The 23,810-nt window shown below is 62.7% G+C and carries 20 protein-coding genes; 1 reads left to right on the top strand and 19 read right to left on the bottom strand.

All coding sequences use genetic code 11. From position 1 onward, the window contains the following. Window positions 1–27: 27 nt before the first annotated feature. From G8E10_RS09660 to G8E10_RS09650, 3 genes are all read right to left on the bottom strand, one after another. Complete coding sequence (locus G8E10_RS09660; RefSeq protein ID WP_167128334.1) at window positions 28–420, bottom strand: hypothetical protein; 393 nt, start codon at window positions 418–420, stop codon at window positions 28–30. Window positions 421–576: 156 nt separating this feature from the next. Continuing rightward, window positions 577–888 (bottom strand): hypothetical protein, encoded by a 312-nt coding sequence (locus G8E10_RS09655; protein ID WP_281517495.1) that lies wholly within the window; start codon window positions 886–888, stop codon window positions 577–579. Beyond that, window positions 885–1,727: a glycoside hydrolase family 108 protein gene (locus G8E10_RS09650; RefSeq protein WP_281517494.1), complete on the bottom strand. Its 843-nt coding sequence runs from the start codon at window positions 1,725–1,727 to the stop codon at window positions 885–887. Before G8E10_RS09650 ends, G8E10_RS09655 begins: the two co-directional genes overlap by 4 nt. Window positions 1,728–1,850: 123 nt before the next feature. On the opposite strand from G8E10_RS09650, the gene G8E10_RS09645 reads away from it, so the two are divergent. Further along, on the top strand, window positions 1,851–2,438 hold the full coding sequence (locus tag G8E10_RS09645) for an acyltransferase (protein WP_167128327.1): 588 nt from the start codon (window positions 1,851–1,853) through the stop codon (window positions 2,436–2,438). A gap of 4 nt (window positions 2,439–2,442) precedes the next feature. On the opposite strand, the gene G8E10_RS09640 is transcribed toward G8E10_RS09645, so the two are convergent. The 16 genes from G8E10_RS09640 to G8E10_RS09555 form a co-directional block, all read right to left on the bottom strand. Further along, entirely contained in the window at window positions 2,443–3,294 is an 852-nt protein-coding gene (locus G8E10_RS09640; protein WP_167128324.1) for a hypothetical protein, read from the bottom strand. A gap of 352 nt (window positions 3,295–3,646) precedes the next feature. Beyond that, window positions 3,647–3,820: a hypothetical protein gene (locus tag G8E10_RS09635; protein WP_167128321.1), complete on the bottom strand. Its 174-nt coding sequence runs from the start codon at window positions 3,818–3,820 to the stop codon at window positions 3,647–3,649. A 2-nt stretch (window positions 3,821–3,822) separates the two neighbouring features. Beyond that, the gene (locus G8E10_RS09630) at window positions 3,823–4,806 is read right to left on the bottom strand and encodes a hypothetical protein (protein WP_167128318.1); all 984 of its coding nucleotides are present in this window, start codon (window positions 4,804–4,806) and stop codon (window positions 3,823–3,825) included. Then, window positions 4,806–6,854 carry a hypothetical protein gene (locus G8E10_RS25905; RefSeq protein WP_281517493.1) on the bottom strand — a complete coding sequence of 683 codons (2,049 nt, stop codon included), beginning with the start codon at window positions 6,852–6,854 and terminating at the stop codon, window positions 4,806–4,808. The genes G8E10_RS09630 and G8E10_RS25905 overlap by 1 nt, the downstream gene beginning before the upstream one ends. Beyond that, window positions 6,854–7,669, bottom strand: coding sequence for a hypothetical protein (locus G8E10_RS09620; protein WP_167128316.1), 816 nt, complete (start codon window positions 7,667–7,669; stop codon window positions 6,854–6,856). The genes G8E10_RS25905 and G8E10_RS09620 overlap by 1 nt, the downstream gene beginning before the upstream one ends. Window positions 7,670–7,695: 26 nt before the next feature. After that, a complete protein-coding gene (locus tag G8E10_RS09615; RefSeq protein WP_167128314.1) occupies window positions 7,696–10,128 on the bottom strand; it encodes a hypothetical protein in 2,433 nt (810 codons plus the stop codon). Further along, a complete protein-coding gene (locus G8E10_RS09610; RefSeq protein WP_167128312.1) occupies window positions 10,125–12,476 on the bottom strand; it encodes a hypothetical protein in 2,352 nt (783 codons plus the stop codon). The genes G8E10_RS09615 and G8E10_RS09610 overlap by 4 nt, the downstream gene beginning before the upstream one ends. Continuing rightward, window positions 12,476–15,709 carry a transglycosylase SLT domain-containing protein gene (locus G8E10_RS25900; protein ID WP_343289713.1) on the bottom strand — a complete coding sequence of 1,078 codons (3,234 nt, stop codon included), beginning with the start codon at window positions 15,707–15,709 and terminating at the stop codon, window positions 12,476–12,478. The genes G8E10_RS09610 and G8E10_RS25900 overlap by 1 nt, the downstream gene beginning before the upstream one ends. 2 nt (window positions 15,710–15,711) lie before the next feature. Then, a complete protein-coding gene (locus tag G8E10_RS09590; protein ID WP_110735326.1) occupies window positions 15,712–16,116 on the bottom strand; it encodes a hypothetical protein in 405 nt (134 codons plus the stop codon). Further along, window positions 16,116–18,227 (bottom strand): phage tail protein, encoded by a 2,112-nt coding sequence (locus G8E10_RS09585; RefSeq protein WP_167128310.1) that lies wholly within the window; start codon window positions 18,225–18,227, stop codon window positions 16,116–16,118. Before G8E10_RS09585 ends, G8E10_RS09590 begins: the two co-directional genes overlap by 1 nt. Further along, window positions 18,224–18,808: a hypothetical protein gene (locus G8E10_RS09580; RefSeq protein WP_167128308.1), complete on the bottom strand. Its 585-nt coding sequence runs from the start codon at window positions 18,806–18,808 to the stop codon at window positions 18,224–18,226. Before G8E10_RS09580 ends, G8E10_RS09585 begins: the two co-directional genes overlap by 4 nt. A 116-nt stretch (window positions 18,809–18,924) precedes the next feature. Beyond that, the gene (locus G8E10_RS09575) at window positions 18,925–19,506 is read right to left on the bottom strand and encodes a hypothetical protein (protein ID WP_167128306.1); all 582 of its coding nucleotides are present in this window, start codon (window positions 19,504–19,506) and stop codon (window positions 18,925–18,927) included. Between the two features lie 32 nt (window positions 19,507–19,538). Beyond that, window positions 19,539–19,970, bottom strand: a complete 432-nt coding sequence (locus G8E10_RS09570; RefSeq protein ID WP_167128304.1) for a hypothetical protein — start codon at window positions 19,968–19,970, stop codon at window positions 19,539–19,541. Window positions 19,971–20,023: 53 nt separating this feature from the next. Then, a complete protein-coding gene (locus G8E10_RS09565) occupies window positions 20,024–20,968 on the bottom strand; it encodes a major capsid protein (RefSeq protein WP_167128302.1) in 945 nt (314 codons plus the stop codon). A gap of 23 nt (window positions 20,969–20,991) precedes the next feature. Further along, entirely contained in the window at window positions 20,992–21,930 is a 939-nt protein-coding gene (locus G8E10_RS09560; RefSeq protein WP_281517492.1) for a hypothetical protein, read from the bottom strand. Window positions 21,931–22,134: 204 nt separating this feature from the next. Then, window positions 22,135–23,736 carry a portal protein gene (locus G8E10_RS09555; RefSeq protein WP_343289712.1) on the bottom strand — a complete coding sequence of 534 codons (1,602 nt, stop codon included), beginning with the start codon at window positions 23,734–23,736 and terminating at the stop codon, window positions 22,135–22,137. Between the last annotated feature and the right edge of the window lie 74 nt (window positions 23,737–23,810).

Here is a 23,810-nt window from a genome sequence, read left to right as displayed (position 1 = left end):
TTCCCGGATATCTCTGGGAACGCGTTCTTATTTCGGGCGGAGGCTGCCGGGCTGAGGCTTTTCGGAGAACGTGTCGATCTTGGATCCCAGCACCTCGACCTTGGTGGAGAGGCCGGCGATGTCCTTCCTGATCGCCTCCTGCGAACCGAGGATGGCGTCGGCGAGACGGTCCACGCGATCGTTCAGCGCCTGGGTCTTCCCCTCCTGCGCGCCCATTCGATAGGGCAGATCGCTCATGTTCTTCAAGGCGGAGTTGACGTCGGCAAAGTTCTTGTCGGTCTGGGTGCTGCGGGTCGCGCGGTACCGCTCGCCCTCGTCGAGCTGGGCCTTGATTTTGGCGTTGTCCTGGGCCGTGTACCAGAACAGGCCGCCGATCGCGATGATGGTGGGGATATTCCCTTTGACCCAGTCCCAAGTCATGGACGTGTTTCCCGCATCGCTCATTGAAGTCTCAACCCTTAACGTTCATCAGGGGTTGTTCGTTCAACCCAAGTAGTGCATCCGGCCGGCCGTCACTTCCAGCATTTCTGACGGATGCCGAGCGCGTTGTGCGCCGCGACCTGATTGGCGAACGGCCTATCGTCCACCACGATCTTGACTGCCGTTTCCAGCGTCGGTGTCAGCTTCTGCCACCCGTCGCACGCATTCGCGGTGCTCTTCTGTGTCTGGCACGAAGAGAGAGCGGCACAGCTCAGAAGCATCAGAGCGAGAGATTTCAGCATCGATTTCGTTCCTCTTGCGCAGGATGACGACGGAGTTTTCAAGCGCGACGACGGCGGCCTGCTGCCGGCCGGCCGATTTGCCGTAGAGATAGGCCGGGCCGGATACCAGTGCGGCGCCGACGATCGCGCCGACGCCAAGCTTGAACCAATCCAGCGGGGCGATCATACCGGCACCTTGTCGAGCGCGTCGGCCAGCTCGGCCTTCTTGCGGGTGGCGTACCAGCGATACGCGACGCCGCCGATGGTCAGCACACCGGTGGCGATCACCAACCCGGCGACGACGTGGCCGATAAGCGCGCTGCCGGCGCTGAAGGGTGCGAGCTGGTCCTGCACCTGCTGCAGGGTGGCCGCCAGGGCACCGGAGCCGACGCCGCCACCTGTTGCCGCGTCCGCGATGCCCTTGGTCGGCGCTGTCTTGGCGTCCTCGATGCGAGCTTTGACGTTGGCCTTGTCGATGAAGGTGATCTCAGGACCGACCGAACCGGATGCCCACGCCTGACCAATGGCGCGCACGTCATTGACGCGGCTCGTCCACCCCTTTCGATAAGTCTTCCAGATCTTCAGGTTCTTGAGGAAGGTCATGCGGCGATCGAGGATGCGTGCAATCAGGGCGTCATGATCGTTGATGCCGCGGAGCGCCGCGAGCGTGCCGGGGCCGATTACCCCATCCACGGCCGCGCCTGTCATGCCGAGAGCGCGCTGCAGCCACATGCCGGACTGCTTGACGCCGGAGTTCACCGCCCCGTCGAACACCACATAGCCAACGCCGGCCGGCAGGCTGTCGCCCTTGATGAGCGACCAGTACCGCATGCGATAGATGGAGTCGCGCTCACCGTTGGTCATGAGCTTGATGCTCTGGGTCTTGGCGCCGAGGTTGCGGCGATAGTCGTCATAGACCTTTTTCGTCACGCCCTGGTTCGTCTCACCGCCCGGGTCGCGGGGGTCATGCACGTACCCGCCCTCATGAACCAGCACCTTCGCCAGTGACCGTTCGAATTCGTTCATCGCCATCGCCTCGTTTCGATGGTCGGATAATCGGCGTCAGGAGGTCAGGGCGCAAAGCACAGGGAACCTGTTGAGTTACGCAATGGTGGGTGGTAGGTCGGGCTGAAACCGGAGACCGACGTAATGAACATCATCGAGCAGTTCCCAGGCGAGAACGAGATACTGATCGCTGAAGATGTCCTGCGCGACTTCCCCGGGAACGTCGTTGTCAATGGCAAGGGAAATCGGGTGGTGTTTGGCCGGCCGTTCACTTGCTCCGACATCTACATTGAGGTGAATGGCGGCGGCACGGTCGAGGTCGGCTCGCGCTGCCTACTAAGCGGCCAGCACATCCGATTGTTTGTGCCGGGGAGGATCACGCTCGGGGACGGCTGCGCCTTCAACGGAACGAGCCACCTGCACATGCACGAGAGCGCCACCATCCAGCTTGGCCGGGATTGCCTCATAGCAGGCAACACCTCTTTCAGCAGCAGCCACGTTCACAAGATCCTCGATCTGGATACCGGTGAGCGACTGAACCCTGCTGACGACATCATCGTCGGTGATCACGTTTGGGTCTCTGCAGACGCTACGCTATGGCCCGGAGCCAAGGTCGGAAACGACAGTGTCGTTGGCAAGGGTTCCTACGTCTCGAAAGAATTCCCTGCGAATTGCATCATTGCCGGTACGCCCGCCCGCGTTGTTCGCGAGCGGATCACCTGGGCCTTTTAAGCCTTCAGTCTTTGATGACGTCCGACATCCTCATGCTGCCAAGAGGGCTTGAGGGATTATTCGCGTAGTTGTTGGGGAGATGGCGCACGCAGGCTACCGATGCAATGCGATGGCCCTTAGTCACTGGCACGACCGGGCGAACCCAGAAGCCATCCGGCACGTTTTCGAACGTAAGAGCCATTGCAGATCTCTCGCAGACCTCCCAACCAAAGCTCTCCTTGCTGCTTTCCATATCAAATGCGCGATTGGTGACGTATTCGCCGGCTAGATGCTGATCAAGGATGAAGAACCCGTAGTAGGGGTTGTCCATCGTCATGAATATGAATTCTCCCATATCGATTTTTGCGCGAGGTATTACCCGGCTCGGGCCGACCTGATCAGTCGAGTGCAAAACCATATCGGATTTGTTTAGCTCGATGCGCTGGAACCCAGGGTAAAGGCCGTGGGGCGCGAGGATGTTTCGATACGTCCTGAAATACAGAAAATTCGCATATGTAATTTCATGATCGTCTTCGGTGTAGATAAAGTGCGTGTAGCAGCTTCCGATAAATTCCCGGATGAGTGGCTTGTGCGCCCACGTCAGATGCTGCGGGTTATCCAGCCCCTCGACAGTATGGATCTCGATAGTTCTTGAGGTGTTACCCGCGCCAGGGAACACCTCCGTCAGTTCTGATAGTAGCTCATGGATTGCCTGATGCTGGGATGCGTCCGCTGAGTTCGTGTAAATGTGAAAGGTTACCTCCTGCACAGGATAATGCGCGATCGAGCGGATGGTCTGGTAGAGGTGTTCGAGGCGGTCATGCCGATAATGGAATGTTACAGCCACCATTATGCGGTCATCGGTCACAGCAATCATTTGATCGTCCTTTTGCAGAACGACACCACAAGCACAGCGATTGCATGAGATCAAGGCTCTGGCGTGCAAGGCCGGTTCATTGAGCTGTCGGGCTTAGCATGCTACGAAGCCCACCAGCAACGGAACAAAGCAAATGCCGATCCTAATGAAGAACAAGAGCGGTCACCGCGCATGGGCCTTACCGCATAGCTATATCAAAGCTGATGGCCTTCCGATCAAGCAGAGCCAGCAACCCATGACAGCCATAACAGCGATCATGACCGACCCGACTGGCTCACTCGCTCTTGACCCGGCGCTTCCAGGGATTATCGAGATCTTGCAGGATGAGGAGACACCTCAGCAGCACTGAGGATTAAGGCGTTCTCTGCGTTTTCGCCTTGGATCGCTTCGGCTCAGCGCTGGTTGCCAGTTCCAACTGGCTGTTCAGAAATGCCGCCTGGGTTTCAACCAATGACAGGTCCATGAACAGCTTGCCGATCTTTCGTTGCAAGGTTTCCTGAGCTTTCTTCTCAAATTCTTCGTTCATTTTCACACCGCGTAGAGCGCGCGTTTGCGCAAGTTGCCGTTGATGATGACAGTTTCGTATTCAACGATGGCACCAGCAGACGGGGTAGTCGCGATGCCACTCCACTGCCAGTTCCCACCGAGCGCAGAGGTCCACCGAAGTCCGCCGCGGGTTGTTCCGTCCAAGCTATCCTTCCACTGGATGACCTGCTCCGTCTTCATGTTGATGCCGATATTGGAATAGTTCGTGTCCATCTCGGTGAAGTCGATGCCGACGAACCCGGCGCCCTGAAGCCGGATCATCCGAGTAACCTGCACCTTTGCAGATGGCCCGCCGATGACGAGCGCGGAACCGACTACGTTTTCCCCATCGGCGTTATCGGCCGAATTCAGGGAAAGGTGGATGCCGATGCGTCGGCCAAGATCGTCCTTGCCTTTGACGAAAAGACCGATCTCAGCAGCCACCGTACCGCTCTGGGGCTGGGGCACGAAGTCGCGGTTTTCAAGGCAGATCGCCCAGGCTGTGCCATCGGCGTTTTTCTGAGCGCGGAAATAGCCGGCGCAATGCTCGCCGCCGCCTGCGGCATTCACTTCAAGGGTACTGGTGATGCCCCATTCGAAGGCATCCGTTTTGAAGTCAACTTTCGTCTGCGCGCGAATGGCGCTATTCACCTGAGCATAAGTGCCACCGGCAGGCGGGTTTCGCGTCACCCAGAACGTAGTGAAGTCGCCTGTGGTGTCAGTATCGTGCTTCACCCAGAGGCGACCGCCGGTCTTGATGCCGAGCGCCTGAAGCCCGTCACCAAGATCTTCGTATTTGACATAATCTCCGGGGTTTCGTCCCGCTGCGCCGGCGACCTGAAACACGTTCCCGTTCAGATCCTTCGAGAACAGCTTGCGATCGGGCACGTTCAAGCCGAGCTCGTAATCAAGCAGTTCGCTCGCCGAGAACACCTTGCCGGGAGTGTTGGTGCGCCGCGTCTGATATCGCGATGGTTTGGTGACCATTACACGGTCCCTCCGTCAAGAGTGTCGAATGCCGCTTCCTTCGCCGCGATGGCGTTCAGGATCGTGGTGCGGAAATTGGGATCATCGCCAAGAGCGGCGGCGAGTTCGTCGAGCGTGTCGAGCGCGCCGGGGGCGGCTGCGATAACGGCATTGATGGCACTGGTGACGTAGTTGACGGTCGCGATAGCCACGCCGTTGTAGAACATGCCGTTGCCACCAAGGAACGAGATGCTGCCTGTGCCGGTCTGGGCGAAGGTGAAATTCCCGTTGACCCCCGGCTCGCGGTCGATACGGGCCGCGAAGTCCGCAGCGTTTGGGGCACCGTAGCTGTGGAAGTCGATGAAAGAGTCTCTGTCACCGGATAGCCCTACACCAAGCTCAATATTCTGAAGCTGCGAGAGAGCCTGTTGTTTGTTCCCGTTCAATGCCGCAAGAGCATCTGCAAGGGTGCTGCCAGAGTGGCTAATCTGGGCGGACGTATAGTCCCCACTCTGAGGCGTCACGGTGCCTGTGCGGCCACCCCACGACGAGACCCCTGCAATACCCCCGTCACCCGCCGTTGCTTCTGCAAGTGTGGCGAGAGGCTGACCGTTATAGTAGGGCCGCTGGTTATGGTAGACGGAGCCAGTAAACTCCCACTCGTAGCCATTTTCGGCGGTGAACCCCATGCGCTTGAAGGCTGCGTTAGCGTACCCGATGTAGCCTGTGCGACTGCCATTCTTCTGGTTAAACTCAAGAAAGCCAGTATTGTCAGGTCCGCCAGCAACGAGGCTTGCATATCCGTTTACGCCGGGTGCGCCTTGCCGTGCACCAACGAAACCCTGTACTTCAAGGTTTGTCTTGTAGCGGGCATCAAGCTCGGTCTCGCCCTCGTACACACGCTCCCAAGCACCCCATGTGTCACCAAACCACCTACGCCGGTAACTACGCTCAGTGAATACTTCTTTCGCCCACTGGTATCCATTTCCACCGTCGCCTTGATACCGCAGCCATGCATGCGTGTTTGCGTTCGGCAGGTTCAACGCAGTGTTGGTCGCAAACGCCCACCCTGTCTCACGGAAAAGGTTGCAGTCTGCGACAATTCCTGCAAGCCCGGCTTTCAGGCGAGCAGGCAGCTGGCTATCCGCGATGACCTGAGACAGCCGGTTATAGCGAGCATCAAGCGTCGTCGGGTCAACGCCGAGGTTCGTCTGACCCTGCGTCTTCTGCCCTGTGGTCAGCGTCTGGACAGCGTCGAACTGAAGCCGGTTCGAGATCTGCGCCTGAAGCTTCCCGGCCATGACGATAAAACTGTCGCTGGCTGCGATGACTGCATTGGTCGCGAACGAAACGCCGGCAAGCAAAGTGTCGCGAACCCGCTGCGCCGTGAAGTACAGGTTCGACGCGCCTTCCGTGACGGCATCCGTCGAGCCCGGCGATGCGCTGATCTCCGGATAGGCCGAGCCCGACCAGCGATAGGTCTTGTTCGTGTCCTGCGCGACGTAGATCTTGCCGCTCTCGCCGGTTGCCGGGAATGCTGCGAAGTTCGCATATTCCAGAACGTCGTCAACGTAGGACGGAAGCTGGATCGCCGGAACCTTGCCGTCCCCACCAAGCGTCGCAACGCCATTGATGGCGCCCTTCTCAGTGGCCGCGATCCGGTTGCCGATCGACGTTTGCAGCGTCGCATTGTCGGGAAGCGCGCCGAGCTTGGTCTTCTCGGTTGCCGTGTAAACCTTGTTCACGGTCCCATCAACGATGGTATCAGCCGGCTGGGTGCCGGTGTGATTGGCGCGGTTCTTCAGGTTCGCGTCGGTATCGTTTGCGGTCGCGCCGGTTGCGATGCCGGCAAGCTTTGCCCGTTCCGTCGCGGTATAGGCCTTATTCGTCGTGCCGTCCGTAATGGTGTCGGCCGGCTGGGTACCCGTATGCGTCGACCGGTCGCGGAGCTGCGCGTCGGTCGCGTTCTTCGTGGCCTGCGCGGCAATGCCTGAAAGTTTGGCACGCTCGGTCGCGAGCTCATCACGCAGCGATCCGGCAGACGATGTTTTCCGAGACGGAGTCACCATCACACAGTTCCTCCGTCGAAAATGTCTGAAGCCGTGCCGTAGACCTGGGCGACACGCACAAGAAGACGCGCGGTGTTCGTGGTCGACATCGCGTCAAATGCAGTGATGGGACTGGTGAGGGACACGTGCACGCCGTCTGTGGCGGTCCAATCCGAGCCTTCTTCCATTACCGAACCATTCAGGATGACCTCAAAAATCCCGCCCTCACCATAGCCACCGGCAATGGTCACGGTGTCTTCGCCAACCGCGAGGCTGAAGCTCTGGGGCTTGACCGGGGCGAGAGAGGCGCCGGGCTGCAAAGCGGTATCAGCGCGCGCGCCCTGGGCGGAGGTTGCAAAGGTGTTGGCATCACGGAACGCTGCTGACCGAAGGGTGGCAACGATCTCCACCGTATCGATCAGTTCCTCGATGCTGAGCTGCGAGCCTTCAAGGCTGTTGAGCAGCGCCCGCTCAATGTCACGATGCATCTCTTGCATCTGCGCGGTGAGCACATCGAGGGCAAGGTTCTGATCGCGAGTCGGGAGGGGAGCGCCGTCCTGAAAGCGCGATTGACGCCGAGGAAGGCGATAGCCGAGGACGGACACGGCGCCGGTGATCCCGGAGGAAAAGACGACGCGGCCGTTGGTCGATTTGCCGGCGATGAAGTCGGCGAGAACGCCGAAGTCGTACCTGCGAGCGCCGTTGTGATAGACCGCCACATCCTGAATATTGTAGAGATCGAATCCGATCGAGAACGTCGTCGTCGGTGACGTCGGCGCATAAGTCGAGATGCGATTGTCGGGTTCAATCGTGGACATGTGCGTGACGATGCCCAAGCGGAGCACCGCTCGCAAAGCACAGGCTACTTGCCAGCGATGTTCCCGAGGTCAGGCGCGCGGGTCGGCAGCGGGTCGCCCGGGCCCCACCAGAACGATTGCCCGAACTCCTTCTTCATCCGCCGCTCATACCGCGAAAACGTCTGCCGATAGTTCGGGTCGACCATGGCCTGCACGTTGTCGAACAGCAGGCGATCGGTCGCAATCTTGGAGAACCAGAGCGACGAGCCGGGAGTCCATGCCTTGACGTGCTGGGCCAGCATCTTGCCGGTCATCTCCTTGTTGCCGGATACCGCCTGCATGAAGTCGCCGACGCCGGAGAAGATCGCGCCCGGCCCCGGGCCCATGGCATATTCCGTCAAGCCATCCCCGCCGCGTGTCGTCGAGCTGTATACGAGATCACCTAGCATGCCGCCGCCACCTCCGCGGATGAACGCCTGAGTCCAGAACTCTTGCGTCGCCATATCCTGCGGATCTCGCCCGGCGACGATGGACTGCATCTGCGATGTCACCGCCCCGGCGACAGTCATCAGCGTGACCAGCTTCAGGCCGGCGGCCGTCTTGCCCCATGCACCATCCTGCACGGCGGTGCGCATGATGTGCGTCATCATGAAGGTCATGGGGAAGCTCTTGAACTGCGTCGCCGAGCGGACGATCTCACCCATGAAGGTACCGCGCTGCAGCCCCGCTGTCATGGCGCCACGAACGCGGGCGTCCGGTTCGAGGATGGCAAACCGGCGTTCATCCAAGATGGCCGACATCAGCCGGTCGGCGAGCGCCTGGTCCTCGACACCGTTCACGTCGAAGAACTTGGCGCCATCGGCCTCGATCGGCGGTGTAACGCGCAGCTTGTCCCATTGCTCCGGCGTGAAACCGTACCGCTTGAGGAATCCAGAGAATGCCGGGTCGAGCTTGTCGAACGAGGTTTCGGCCTGCCGGGCGATGAAGCCGTTGAACTCCATGCCCCATGCACGCTTGAGACCTTCGGTCCACACGTTGATGCCGGTCATGCGCATCGTGGTGTCGGCCACCCTGCCGGTGAGCCCCTGTCCGACCACCTCGTCGGCGAACCGCTTCGAGCCGATAGCATGATCCATGACAGATGCGGCCGTGAGGTTGATCTGCCGGGCTATGGCTTCCGAGCCCTCCCGGTTCGTCGTGAGATCCTTCACGAGCCGGCCGAGCACGGCGGTGGCCGGTATGCCGTTGACGTTGGCGGCGAGCGCGGCCGTGAAGCTGTCGCCGGGGAGAGCCGCGATGGTGGCCGAGCCGAGCCGGGCCGCCGTCTGGATGTTGCGCATGCCGCCGCCGATGCCTGCGATGAGCTCGTTCTGCGCCATGCCGAGCTTGCCGGTAGCCGCGTCGAACGTGCGCTGCACCGCCGCCGGGCTGTTGAGCGAGATCGATCGGGCGAACCGCTTGCCGACCGTGTTGTTGCGCAGGGTGTCGTCCTTGGCTGCGACGTCGAGCAGGCGCTTGAAATTATCCTGATAGTTCGGCCCCAGGATCTCGACACTGGCGATCTCCCGGCCCATGCCGCCGAAATGCCCCATCATCGTGTTGTAAAGCCCGCCGTCGCCGACCCCGTACTTCTTCATCAGTCGGATATAGGTGTCCGGCGATTGGAAGCGGAAGACACGGAGCTGGTTCGAGAAGCCGCCAGCCGCACCGGCGCCCGCGCGGCCGAGAGTGATGTCGTTGTAGGCGTTCGCGATGATGCCCCCCACCGCCGCGCGCGGAGCATCGCCCTGTCCCTCGGCATCCATCACGCGCAGGTTGCCCGCCTCGAACTCGGTCATCAGGTCGTTCGTGAACTCGGACTGCGAGAACTTGCGCAGGCGGCTTGTGTCCCAGCTCTGCGGCAGCCGCCAGTCGTCGAGCACGGACAGCGGCTTGCCGGCGCGCTTCACCCGCTCGACGGCATAGGCCGTGGTGTCCGTCCACCCCTTCGCCGCAGCCTTGGCCGCCTGATCACCGGTGTCTTTGCCGAACAGCTCCCGCACGATGTTCCAGATGGATTCGGTATCCTGGCTGAGACCAGCGAACCGCGACGCATAGGGCTCCATCGCGCCGTTCATCATGCCAAGCAGCCGCTTCGTCACGTTCTCGCTGTGGCCGTCGATATGGATGGCGTTGCCCATGGCCTCGCCGCCTTCGAGGTTGTCGCGCACGAGCATGCTCTGCAGGCCGACCGTCAGCCCGTTCGGGTGCTGCTGCATGCGATTGAGCGCGGTCGTGTAGGCGATCGCCTGCTTCGCCGCCATCAGCTTGCGGCGCTCGGCCGTCTCTTTCATGATGCGGGCTGCTTCGAGCGCGCCGGCAGCCTCGGACGAGACCGGACCCATGGTAGGATAAAGCCGGCCCTGCGCGCCTTCGTACAGCGCGAGCGCGTCGTCGGCCTGCTTCTGTGAGATGCGTTGCGCCTGCACAAGGCGCGTCAGGCAGTTGGCGATGCTCATTCCGCTGCGCTCCCGATGGTGCAGGCCTCGATCTCACCGGCGGCGGCGATCTCTTCATCGGCTTCGTTCAAGATTTCGTCGAGCGTGCGCTCGCCCCGGCCGTCGCCGATGTCGATCCGGATAGGCTCGGCCTTGCCGGCAACCACCTGCTCCTCATTGTCGGCAACGAGTCGCAGGCCGTCCATGATCGAAGCCTCGACCGTTTCCGGCGCCTCTGCAAGCTTGTCGATGGCTGTCGATGACAGGCGTTCCTCTGCCACCTGCATGAGATCCTGCCGGCCGACGCGATCGAGCGAGGACTTCAGGATGTCGGACGCGCCCAGGGCGTCGCCGAAGAGCCGCGGGCCGGCGTCGTTCTTCATGGCCTCAGACGCATAGTCGCGCAGGAAAGCCGCCATCTTCGCCCGGCCGATCGGCCGCTTCATGTCCGCGTCGCTGAACAGGGACCGAGCCACGATCTTCGCCAGCTCGTCCGGGCCGCCGAACATTTCCGCTTGATGCACGAGCTCGCCGACCGGACGCCCCTCGTCGCGCGCGCGCATGACCATCTTGACCGCGTTCAGCAGATCATCGGTGATGTCCATGCCGGACGGGATCTCGCCGCGCGCCACGGCGTCGCGCATCATCGACCACGGCGCCGAGCTGTCGGCCAGTGCGCCGGCAATCGTCTTGATGTTGTTGTCGGTGTCTTCGAGCGCTCGACCGAGGAGCACCGGCTCGCCATAGGCGCGACCCATCAGCGCGGACGTGATCCGCCGTTCGCCCTCCTGCGACAGGAATCCATCCTTGTCGATGAGCGAACCCTGCTCAGCGCGCGGGAGCTTCGACATGAAACCGCGGGCGAAGGCCTGATTGCCGGAAGCCTTGACGTCAGCACCATCCAGCCGGCCGAGAAGATCGGCGTCGAGCAGCCGGGCGTCCGCGAGAGCCTGTTCGGAGGCGCCTAGACGCATGGCCGTGGACCGGTTTGCCGCGTTGACGAAGCCGACGCGAGCCTCAGGGTCAAGGTCGGTCACGCGCCGGGCGATCAACACCGGGTTGCGCATGGCGTCGACGTCGAAGTTCTGTGCCTTCAGGAAGCTGCGATAGTTCGAGGCCGGGACGTCGTTCTGCTGATAGGCGCGGCGCAGAGCCATGACGCGACCGTTGCCGGATTCGACAAGACCATCGGCGCCAACGATCGGAGCGCCGGACTCTGCCTGCGCCGAGAAGCCGAGACGCTCCGGCTGAAGGTTCGCGGCGATGCCGGCAATCTGATCCTGCGAAAGCGCTCGACTGCGGTCCCGCGGCTGCAGCTCCGGAGGGAATTCCGGGTTCACGCCGAGATCGTCTAGATGCGAGGTCACCAGATCATCGGCCTCGACCACCTCATAGCGGACGCCGATGTTATTGCCGTCCGCATCGTAGACGCGGCCCGGGCGGGTGTTGGCCTGCGTGAAAGCTTCGGGCGGCAGTTCGACCGGACGTCCGCGCTGGATATCGTCGGCCGCCTTCATCACCGCCGCACGGTGTGCGCTGTCGCCGGCAACCGTCTTTTCGAACCGAGACGCGGGGATTGTCGCCTCGCGCGTCAGAACCGCGCCGGTGTCGCGCACATGCGACGGCCACTGCCCGGTTTTCGCACGGCTCCATGCCGCCGCCAGCCCCTTGAGACCGCCACCGAGCACGGCGCCGCCGACGCCAGCCGCGCCGACCTCATAGAGTGCATCGGACGCGCCGAACGTCGGGTCGGCCTTCTGCTTGTCGCCGAGCGTGAGCGCCTGAATGGCCGTCTCGGATGCGAGGTTGACGCCGCCCTCGATCATCGCGGTGCGCAGGATGCCACCGGCTAAGCCGCCAGACACCGCGCCGAGCGCAGTCGCCGCAATGTTGATGGGGTCGGTCATGGCGCCGGCTGCCGTGCCGAGGAACCCGCCGACGCCGGATCGCATGCTGTTGGACCGCGCCTGCAGGCTGTTGGATTCCTGCCGAGCGCCGCCCATGCGCCGGATCGCCTCGGACTCCATGGTCTCCGGCGTCGGGAAAGCCAGATCCGCCGCAGGGTTCCGGCCCTTCCACTGCTCGAACCACTGTTGCGCCTTCTCGTCGCCTTGGCGGATCAGCGTTGCGCCGCCACCGCCGACCCACTGCCGGGCTTCGAGGTCGCCCTTCTCGTAGAGCTGCTGGATGAACTCGCCCTGCACGTCGCTGGTGTGCCGCGACATGGCGTCGGAGTTGGAGAAATCGCGCATGGCCGCATAGTCGGATTCGAAGCGTCCGAGAAATCCGGGGTCAATGCCTTGCAGCGGAGAACGCGCAGCGAGCTGCAGCGCGCCGGCCATATCCTTCTCTTGAACGATCATCGGCATCAGCGGACCCTCAGGTCGAGCACGAACACGGATGGCTGCCCGTAGCCGCCGGGCGACGGGCGCCGAAGCGCGTAGCTTGGGCTTTCAGCGCTGCCGAACTCCAACAGATATCGGCCATCGGCGACCGCGCGCAGCCGTCCTTGATCGCGGAAGTCGTCGGCACGCACGGCAGTTCCTCCGGATGTCATGGCCGCGCTGATGTCCTGATCCGAGATCGCCTCGACGGTCTTGTCGAAATCGTCCTGCGACATGCCATAGCGCGGCGCAACGATCTGGCTGCCGTTGAATTCGAGTATGCCTCCGGTGATCTCCTTGACGGACTGCTCCATGCGATCGGCGTTCAGCTCGCCGCTCGTATCGCCAGCTTGGGCCGACAGGTCAGCATAGCGCGCGGTGGCCGCTTCGAGCAGGCCTTGTCGTGCACCTTCCAGCGTGGGCGCAAACACGGCCGGTGGCAGGATATCGTTGATGGCAACCGTATTGTCGTCGCTCCGCTTCGGGGCAAGCAGCGGGTTTTCCTTGAGGAGCTGCTGCCCGCGCAGCACGCCCTCGGCGGCCTCGGGATTGTTCGGCACCAGCGCGCCGGCCGCCGCCGCCGCCCGAGACTGGCCGGACGAGTAGAGCGCGGCCATGGTGGCGTTATAGGTATCGGGGCTGAGGTTGGTCGCCATCGAGCTGAGAAGCTGCACGGAGTCCTGCGGCGTCGAGGTGGTGAGTGCGCGCGAGACCTGGGCTTGCATCTCCGGGCGAAGAGCAGAGATCGTGCCGACCTGACCGCGCGCCTTGAGCACATCAGCGCCGTTCTGCAGCGCGGTGAAGGTGCCGGCCCATGTATCAGGCTGGCTGAGATCGAGCGGCGGCGGCGCGGCGATCATGCCCTGACGTGCAGCGAATCCGATCGGGTCATCCTTGAGCGCCTGGGTGCGAGCCTTTTCCTGAGCCTCGATGCCGCTGATGATCTGGGCTTGTGCAGCCGTGGCGCCATCGGCAGCATCCGAGCGCAGCGACGAGACCAAGCTTTCGACCTGTGCGGGCGCCATGCCGGCGGTCTGAGCAATAGCCGACTGGCTGGTGAAATAGTCCGCGACCTCGCGCCGGAGATCCTGATCGTCGACGACGGCGAGCTGACGGGACAGCAGGTTGATGTCGGCCACAGCCGGCGTAAGGTTCTTGTCGTATCCCGCCTTGATGTCGGTGAAGAGCTGCTTTGCATCGGAGGTCACCTCCGCGCGGTATTCCTTGACCAACTCAGGATTGACCGAGTTCGAGCCCTTGCCGCCGCGTGTGGTATCGTCCTCGATGTGCCAGTTCTCGTTGGCCAGAGGGAATTTTAGACCGAACTGCGCTGCATTCTGGTGCAGCCAGCTCACCACCTCAGGCGGCGCGTTCTTGAGCGACTGCCCACCATAGGACAGATCGGCCGCCTTCCCGTGATTGTGCTGGGAGTTTCCAGGAGGAGCCACCCATTTCCGAGCTTCCGCAGCGGAGCCATACTTGATCACGGCTTCTTCCCAGAGCTCCGTCTGACGCGCGACAGAACGGGCGCCGGAATAGATGCCGAGCTTTTCCCGGATGCCAGCCGGTGCAGCCTCAAGCATTCGGGCGACCTTCACGGAGAAAGCTCCATCCATGCCGTCGATGTGGCTGGCGTCCTTGTCGGTACGGGTCTGAAGGAACGTCTTCGCTGCCGTCACGTCCTCCGCCGAGAACTGCGACGCGGAAACAGTGCTGCCGAGCACCTTCTTGTAATAGTCCGCGGACTCCTTCGGAATGACACTGTCGTCACGTCCGGCTGCGATCCACGCATCCGCACGCTTCGCGCCGCCATTGTAGGCGATGAGGGCAGCCTCACGGTCGCCGCCATATTTCGTCATCATCTTGTTGAAGTAGTGTTCGCCATAGCGATCGGAGACGCCCCCGCTCTTGAGGTATGCCTGCTTCTCTTCGCGGGTTCCGGCAGCAGGATAGCCCGCATCGCCGAGTTCCTGCGCGATTTCATCCGCTGTTTCGGGCATGACCTGCATGCTGCCCGCCGCGCCGCGCGCCGAGACGGCATTAGGGTCTCCCGAGCTCTCCGTCTGACGGATCGCAGCAAGAATATCGCCGCCGCCGTTGGCCTGGGAGAGCAGGCGCTCAGCTTGGTTCGTCTGCCCTCGATTGTCCGACGACTTGAATCCCTGCAGCGTGCGCGCCATCGCTCGAGCGGAATAGAGCTCCATGGCGCCCGACATATCGCCGCCGGCGGCGAGCTGCCGCGCCGTCGTGTCGATATCGTCGTTGTCGAGCCCGACGCCCTCCTTGAGCCGCTTCTGAATGACCGTTGACTGGTCCTGCACCGGCTTGAGATTGGCCTTCGTCTGGGCGACGAACCCATTGATCCGCTCTCCGGCAAGGCCGGCATACTGCCGGCGTTCGGCCGGCGAGAGCGACAGGCTCGTGTCCGTCGCCATGCGCTCGGCGATCTTGCGCGCTTCGCCGATGCCGCCGGTCTGCAGCGCGCGATCGACGGTGCCGAGCATCGCCTCGGACATATGCCGGGATTCCATGCGCTTTACCGCGATGTCGGCTTCCTGCTTGCCCACGGTGAAATCCGGGTTTTCGGCGAGCTGGCCATAGAGCGTGCGGGCCTGGGCCTGCTTCTGCTTGTAGGCGTCAGTTCCGGTACCTCCGCCACGCGCCAGCGCCGACATGTCGTCGTCGAGCAACTGGATCTCGGCTTTGACGTTGCCCTCGAATTCCTTGATGTCCGTCGATCGCTTCTGCTCGGAGACGCCCAAGGCAAAGCGCGGCCCCTCTGTGTCGAGCATGGTTGTGACGGCGCCGCGGAAGTCCTTCGGCACCGCCGTCAGGGTCTGATCGCGGAATGCTTTCCAGCTCGAGTTGAAGGACTCAATATTCCCCTTGGATTCCGCTGTCAGCGCGGCGCCGCGCGCACGGATATCGCCGGCCAGCCGCGCAGCATACCCCTGCTGGGCCGCAGCGTTGTAGGATCGGCCGGACGCTGAGAAGTTCGAGCGCGTGTCGACCTTGAGATTGCCGGCCTCGTCGCGATAGACCGCGTTCTGCCCCTCGTTCTGGGCCTCGGCGACTTCCTGGCGCTGCAGCGCCTGACCTGTCGTCGACAGCGCATTCGCGATCTGCTGATAGGGGTTGGCAATTTCGGCCGCCGACACGGAAGACTGCGGACCGCGCGTGACGGCGCCGCGCTGCTGGATCTCGGGAAGTTTCGCCACGGTCAGGCTCCGAAGAACTGAGGAAGGGAAGAAGCGACGCCGCCGAGCAGCGATGTACGCGCGGCCGACTTGCGGAACCGCGCGTCGGCCTCATCTTGGGTCGCCTGCATTCGCTTCGAGCCGACCTCAATCTTGCGGTCGCGGTCGCTTCGCTTCTGCTGCTCGGCCTCGTACGCAACGCCGGTGGGTGAGAACGCCTCGACGCCGGCAGACGCCCGGATCGCGCGGATGTTCGAGATCGTGCTGTTGAGCTCATCTCGATAGCTTGCGTCCACCTGATCGGCCTGGATCTTCCCGACCTCGGCCGCCTGCTTCGACTGAGCGGCCGCGTGCTGTCCGGCCTGATATTGGCCGTAGACGCTGACGAGCGAGCCGATGCCGCTGATTGCTGCTGCTGCAACACCCATTAGACTGTGATCCTCGTGGTGAGCTCGATGAGCTTGAAGGCGCAGGGGAAGGTCGACGAGATCTCGACGACAGGATCATAGGAGCGGCCGGTCTCGCGGTACCGATAGGTGTCATCGCGCATCGGTACCGGTTTGCTCATGTCCTCGCCGCCGCGGTAACTGCCGAAGATCCGGTTCCCGACCTGAAACTCCTGGGTCTCGCGGACGGTGATCATCATCTTCTCGATCTTGCGCCGCTGCTCACCTTGCCCGGCTGCCTGCCCGCCATCGAAGTTCGAGAACAACGGAATAAGAGAGTGCTGGAAGTCGATGCCGATGGTGATCGTGGGATAGTCCGAGAACCCGGAAACCTCCCCGCCGGCACCCACAACGGCCTTGCCCAGATAGAACCCGCCGCCGAACACATCGACCTCGCGGCCGTAATAGACATCGGGCGCGATGGTGCCTGTCATCGTGGTGGCGCTGTCGCACAGCAGGCTGTAATCGAGCTCTTCAGCGATGCCGAGTTCCGCGCCGTTGAAGCTATATGTGGACATGAAAACGACGGTGCCATAGGCTCCGGCCACGCTGCGCACTGCGCCGTCGCCCTCCCATCGAAACCAGCCGACATACTCGCGATCGGCATTGAACTGCCCGGCCACCACCGAGCCATCGGAATTGACGGCAAAGATCTGGCGTGACGGAAATTCACTCGTGGCCGAGGTGACGGCCAGCGATTTGACGCCCCCGAAGAGATGCCGATGGAACCGGTTGATCTCGTTCGCGATGTAGGGGCGCGCGGTCTGGCCTGTCGCGCTGATGGCGTAGAGACCCGTCGTGGATTTATCGAGAAAGATCAGTCCCTCGGTGACCTCAACCGGACGGATGCGCGAGATTTCGCTCGTGAAGACCGGGCGAAACTCGACACTGCCCGGCTGCAGCGGCGTTCCAACGGACACCGGAATGTAGAAGATGCCGCGATCGGTCACCGCGAATTCGTCATAGCCGCCGACGACGTGGAAGACCTGGCACTCCGCGCTGATGGATTCGACCATGGCATTGTCTGGATCGCCGCCGATCAGGCCATCGCGGTTGTTGCCGGCCGCCAGCCAGAAAATCGCATTCTTCTTCTGGTCGAAGTTCGTCATGATCAGGCGCTGGCGATCCTTCGAAACGGATGCCGGCCAGCCGCGAGCGTTCGAGACGAATTGCTCCTCCCATTGCAGGGTGGCACCAATCGCGCTTGAGCTCGCAATCTCCTCGATCTTCGTCACGGCAGTCGGCCCGACAAGCTTCTCGTTCTCGACGGGTGCCGTCAGCGATCCGAGCATGGCCACGGCGATGCTGTTGGGAGCCAGCAAGTCAACGCTCACCACCTCACCCTTGACGTTGGTCTGGTCGGTCTCCACGATCTGCCCGACCGCAAAACCCGCGGAGCTCGTGACGGTGAAGCGATACGTTTTCGGCAGCTCTTCCAAGACCTGGGCGCGCATCGTCGTGCCGTTCGTCACGGTCGTGCAGCGGATCTGCCGCTGTGAATACCGGAAGACGGTGCCGGCGTGGCCTGCAGTGAGGAATGCCTGCGAAAACACGACATCGATGTTGCCGGTCAGCGCGCTGGGCCGCATCGTGATGCCGATCGTGTCCTCGAACCGATAGAACGGAACGCGATATGTGCTGTCCAGTCCTTGGTCAAAGACGTAATCGGCGATCGACCACGACCGGGTGCCCTTCGTGACTTTCAAGACCTTGGTGCGCCCGGCCCAGGCGACGAACATTTCGTTCTCCATCGGCTCGAACACGAGGCTGTCGAGATCGGCCGCCCCCCAAGGTGCCGACAATGAGGCGAGCAGAGTGCCACCCACGGAACGCACGCGCACGCCGCCGGCCGTGAACACCACCTTGTATGTGACGTCGTTGAACGGCTTGAAGTCGGCCACGATGCCGGTGTCGCGAAACAGCAGACGGCGGCCGGGGCGGCGGGTCAGCGCACCGGTATGCGTCGACACGAGATTGCGAGCGCGGCGAACGGCCGATTTCATGATCTCGATGTCATCCCGTCGAACGGCATCCGGCTCAACCTCGCCGGCCGAGAAATCACGCTGACGAATGATCAGATCCTGGATGCTCATACCCGGCGTCTCCCGCGGGCGGCAGCGATCTTGCTCTTGTAGATGTTGCGGGCCGGGTTCTGTTGGTCATTCAGCGGCCGCGCCTCTTCGAGCAAGCCCTCGGCTCGCTGTTCCCGGCGCGTCGCCTCGCTGAAATCCTCGTTCAGCCCGCGCAGGCAGCCGGCCTCAACGTAGATGGTCAGGATTTCCTCGGCCAGCGGGTGCCAGCGCTCTTCCGGCGCCTCTTTCACGGCCATGGCATAGACGTCGGACCCGTAGTTGCACGACAGCACGTTGCCGATGATCTCGTATTCGGTCAGCGGTGTGGTGCCCCAATAGACCTCTTTCACATGCAGCGTGTTCGGCGCGAGGCGGAAGGCATTGCGAGAGAACCGCCGGGACTTGTTCTCGCCATCCGGTATCCGCTCGAGCAAATCGCTCGTGGTGGCAAACGGCCATGTGTGCCGCGCAGTCAGGAAGCGCACCGCGCGATCGAATGCCCCGTTCGCAACGAGATATTCGTCGGTGCCATCATTGAGCACGTTCAGCGTGTTGTTGCCGGTCGCGCGGAGGGCGTTGTTCAAGATGGTGAGCTTGTCCATGACGGCGAGAATGGCTCTTGGGGGCAAGCCGGGCAAAGCACAGGGCATGAAAAAACCGGGGAAGCGGTGCCTCCCCGGTCTCTGTCGCCAGCCGGCCGCGATGAAAGCGGCTGGCGTCAGGCCTTGGCGGTTTCCGCCTTGACGTATTCCGCCTTGTCTTCGTCCGAGAGCTCATTGAACGAGGCTGCTTCCGGCTCGCGGATCGCGCCGCCGATCTGCAGACCCTTGGCGTCGAAGATGCCCCACCAGCCATGGCCCTTGTCGCGGGCGAGGAACGGTGCGGACGGAGCTTCGAGGGCAGGGACTTCGCTCGGGATGTGACCGACCTTCAGACCGTCGTTGGTGATTGGCGTGTTGACGGGACCGGTCGAGAGGCCATCTGCGAGAGCGGCTTCGTCGGCCTTGCGCTTCTCTTCCTGCTCTTCGGCGATGCGAGCAGCTTCGATCTCGCGCTCGGCAAGATCCTTGGCGGCCTTCTCGTCGGCGGCGCGGCGAGCGGCAGCAAGCTCGGTCGAGCGGCGGGCATCGTTCTGGTCGCCAGCCGCGTCCGTCTTGGCCTTCGCAGCCTCGACATATTCAGGCGGGAACGGCGACGCGGACCATTCGGAGGGGTGCTCGACAAGAGCCCGGCGCGCATCGACCGAATCCATTTCGGCGGTCGCGCCGGTCTTGTAGTGAAGCGTCATTTTGTCAGGCATTGAACGGGTCTCCTGTGACAACCGCCGGGCGCTTAGTAGCGCTCGGCGATGAATGCCTTGAGGGTGATGGACGGGGCGGTGCCGGCGACGTCCACGTAGAGACGTTCCCACGGATACGAGACATCGTCCTGTTCGGTGACGAACGGGATCTCGTAGCGGCCGGTCGTGGAGGTGATCGCCCCGCCAGGACGAGCCGCACCAGCGCCGAGGGACAGCTGCGCGACGATCTCCTTGGTGGCGAACGTGTTGTCCGTGCCACCCTGCAAAACGAGGTGATACAGCTCATCGCCCACCGACGTCTTGATTGCCGATACGTCGACGACGAGAACGCCCTCGAAGCGACCCGGGCCGAGCTGCTTGGACGCGTTCGCGCTGGCAACCTGCGTAACGCCGTCCGCGGTGACTGCGGCGGCGCCATCGGCCAACAGCAGTTCGATATCGATATTGTAAACTCTCTGACCCATGGGTCCAAACTCCCGTTGTGGAAAGACCCGCCTTTCAGCGGGTCACTGTTACGTCACGCGATGACCGGAAGGTCCGCGATGGAATCCAGCCGCGTCGCCGAGTAATCGCCTTCCACCACGACGCCGACATCCCAGGAGACGTTCGTCTTGTAGAAGACGCCATCTTCCTTGGAGAGGCCGAGGTCGACAGCCTGCATTTCCTTGAGCTGGATGCCGTTCACGCCCATCTCGGTGAAGCTGACCACGAAGAGGGATGTGGTGACGGCAGCGCCGCCGCCGGCCGCGACTTCGTTGTAGGGAAGCACGGCGGTGTGGCGGTCCTTCGGATAACCCGAAAGGATCGGCAGGCCGGCGTAGCTGACGACGGGACGGCCTGCGTCGTCCTTCGACATCTCGACGTTGCCCATCAGGGTCTGGTTGCGCATCAGCGCGATGAACTTGCGGCGCTGGCCGCGGCTCATGATGATGTGCGTGGGGTCGCGGGTGTTGTCGATCGCCTCATCGAGCGCAGAAAGCGAAAGGGCGGCGCCGCCGGAGGCGAGCGAATTGCGGATCAGGCGACCGTTGCCGACCGTGCAACGCGCCTTGAGGCCGTTGAATTCCTTCGGATTGGTCGAGTTGTCGCCGGAAATGAAGGTGTCGGTGAAAAGCCGGGACTGGCGTTTCATCTGCATGGCTTCTTCCGTCGCACGGCGACCTTCACCGTGGCGCAGGATGATGGCCTTGTCGACCTTCAGGAGCACGTCGATCGGAAAGCTGGTTTCCTGGAAAGGCGTGATCTTGCCCTGAGACGTGCTCGGGCCTTCATTGATCGCGCGGAATGCGGCACTGCCGATGTCGGTCTCGCGATAGCCCTCGTAAGCGGCGCCGGAGAAACCCTTGAAGGGCAGAGCCTGGATGATGTCCGACTCTGCAGCAAAGGTCTCGATCAGCGGACGCTCGATCGAGGTCTTCTCGAGACCCTTGGCATATTCGGGAAGCGTCATTACGTCGGGCATTGAAAGACTCCTTCAGGCCGTCACTATTTCGAGTGCTGACGGGCGTAGTTGATGCGAGCGGAGGGAGACATCTTGTTGTACTCCTCATCCGACAGTTCTGTTTTTTCGACATCGCGACCCGCACCGGGATTGCCCTGAACGGTACCTCTGTTGAGGCGCATCAGCGCCTCGAACGCTTCGACCTGCTTGGCCGTGTACATCATCGGCGCCAGCGCCTGGGCAGCGTCGCCGCCGAGCTTGGCACCGAGCCATGCCGTGACTGCATTGACGCGCTCGACGGCCTTTGACCCGAGGGCTTCCTTCTGAGCGGCGAGCGCTTCGGTCAGGCGGCCCTGCTCGGCGATGTCCATCTGCGCGCCAAGGGCGATCATGCCCTCGAACTGCGACTGACTCATCTTGTTGGCATGGGCGTAATCGCGAAGAGCGCCGACGCGGGGATCGGCGTCGTCGATGATGGATTCCTGACCTTCCGGCAGCTTGACGCCATCGGGCAGCTTGAAGTCCTTCGGCAGAGCGACCTTGTAGCCATCCGGCTTATCAGGCACCTGCGCGAGATTGGCGTCGTGCTCGGCCTTGAAGGCAACGAGTGAATTGAGATCGTCGGCCTTGAAGCCCTTTTCCGCGTCCCAGAAGGACTCGGGGATATAGTCGGGGCGCTCGGCCTTCGTGGGTTCTGCCGGCGCCTGAGGCGCGGCGGGATCGGCGGGAGGTGCCGGCTCCTTGCCGGCCGGAGCAGCGGGCGCCGCCGGAGCCGCCGGAGCAGCGGGCGAGGCAGGAGCGGAAGGTGTTGGGCCGCCGGAGACCGGGCCGCCTTCCGGAGCAAGCGTGGCACGCGGGCCGAACGGAGAAGAGAACGCGAAAGCGCCCGGGCTACGCCCGACCAGCGGGGCCGGCCCGCCTGCTTTTTCGCTGTCTCCCTGGTAATCCATGCCGTCGCTCATCCGTTCCGTCTTCTGGCCCATCGCTCTTTTCCGCCTCTGTCATCGCAATCAGATCGGCCGCGAATGTGCGGCGAGCGTTGTGAGCGTGCAAAGCACAGGTCTCGGGGGGGCCGATCTCCTCGACCACGGACTGCAGAAGGGCAAAAAAAGCGACGCCCTCGCGCTGGCGCGAAAACCAGTTGAGCGCGGCCTTGACGTCGGGATCTGAGAGTTTCATGCGCGTCCTCACTTCCCCTGCGTCGGCAGCATGCCGGACTGCTGCGCGGCGCCGAGCACCGACTGCACGAGATCGGCGGTCTCTTTTTCGCCGCGCAGAACGACCACCTCGTCTTTGAGGAGGGTCTGAAAGTTTTCCGCGGTCTTGCGCTCATCGATCGCGGCCTGCGACGTTTCCGGGAAATAGCTCTTGAGCATGGTCAGCAGGTTGCCGGCGACCTGAACTTTCTGATTGTCCGCGGCCTGGGTGGCCGGATTATTGGGGACCAGCGTCAGTTTGCGGCCGTTGATCGTGATGTCGTCGATCTTGCCGTCTTTTTCGAGCAGCCACTCGAACCGGCGGTAGATCGCATAGGGGCCCTCGCGCCAGAACTTCTTGCCGGGCGTGCCGATCCGGCGCTGCGCTTTGACCATCTCGTCGGCCCACTGCGTGGCCGTGGGCGGCGTGTCGCCCTTCTGCTCGGGATAATCGGCAAAGTGCTTGCGGCGGATCCGGCGCTCAAGGTCTGTCGCCGTGTAGAATCCAAGATCGGCATTCCCCTCGAAATACAGGGGAACGACGTCTTTGCCGGAGCCGGGCCGCATGGCATAGGCCTTGCCGCTCTCGAGCCCGTTCTCGAAATCCATCACGCCGTCGTCGGGATAGCCCATCGGCGGGTTGATCGCGATGTCGACGCGATCCTGCGTGGCGGCCGTGATGACGTCTAGCACGCGATAATCCTGCAGCGCCTTGATCGAGGGGCCAAAACCCCAGGCATATTCGTTGTCTGGCGAGAACCGGGCGATGATCAGCGGCAGGCAACCTTCACCGGTGAGATCTTCCGTCTTCACAGCCATGCGATCGATGAGGAGAACGTGCTTCCACACTTCGTCCTCTGGCTGGGACCAGTCGCGCCAGTAGCACCACACGACCTCGATCGTGCACGATTTCTCGTCCCGCACCTTCTTGGCGATCTTCTCCGGCAGCGTGATGTCGCCGATGACGGAACGCAGCTTTGTGCCGCGGACATGCCGGACGCGGAACCTGTCGCCGACCGAGCCATCGGCCTCGACATTGAATTCGAGCTCGCGCGGCGGTACCGAGCTGCAGGAGATCGGCCGGGTGTTGTGCGGTTTCTCGATCCACCACGCGACCGTGCCAACGGCAGCATGCGGATCGAGCGTCGAGCCCAGCTCGGATTCGAAGTTCGATGCGCGGATCGCCGAAAAGATGATCTTGTCGCGCTTCTTGCTCTCGGCCTGCAGGTCAGCGAGGTCTTGCGGCTCAATGTCGCCGAGCTCGGACTCATCGAGCCCATTCGCTACCCAATCCGTGCCTTGAGGGAAAAACGCGGAAACCACCTCCGTCGCAAAATCCTCGGACACTTCCGCGCCAATGCCGGTCGCAAGATCTTCCTGCTCTGCATCTCGCCTCTTGCTCGCCTTGACGGTGGATTCGATGTTCCAAGACAGGCGCGGCCGGGTGAAGAAATAGGCCTCCTGCAGATCGGCGCGGGCCTCGGTCTTCTGGGCGCGGGCGTCTTTCAGGCGCTGGGTCGCGTCCTCTGTCACGCTCTGAGGCGGGAACGGGTTCGCCGCTGGCGCGGTCGACTTCGGACGCGAGATTGCCACGGGCGCCCCTTACTTGCCGACGAGCGGCGAGACGCGGCCGGTACCGGCGAGCGCGCTACGGGCGCCGAACATGC

This window comes from Ferranicluibacter rubi (assembly GCF_011603255.1).
Taxonomy (GTDB): Bacteria; Pseudomonadota; Alphaproteobacteria; order Rhizobiales; family Rhizobiaceae; genus Ferranicluibacter; species Ferranicluibacter rubi.
The sequence above is the reverse complement of the archived record's forward strand: the minus strand, read 5'-3'. Positions and strand labels throughout refer to the sequence as shown.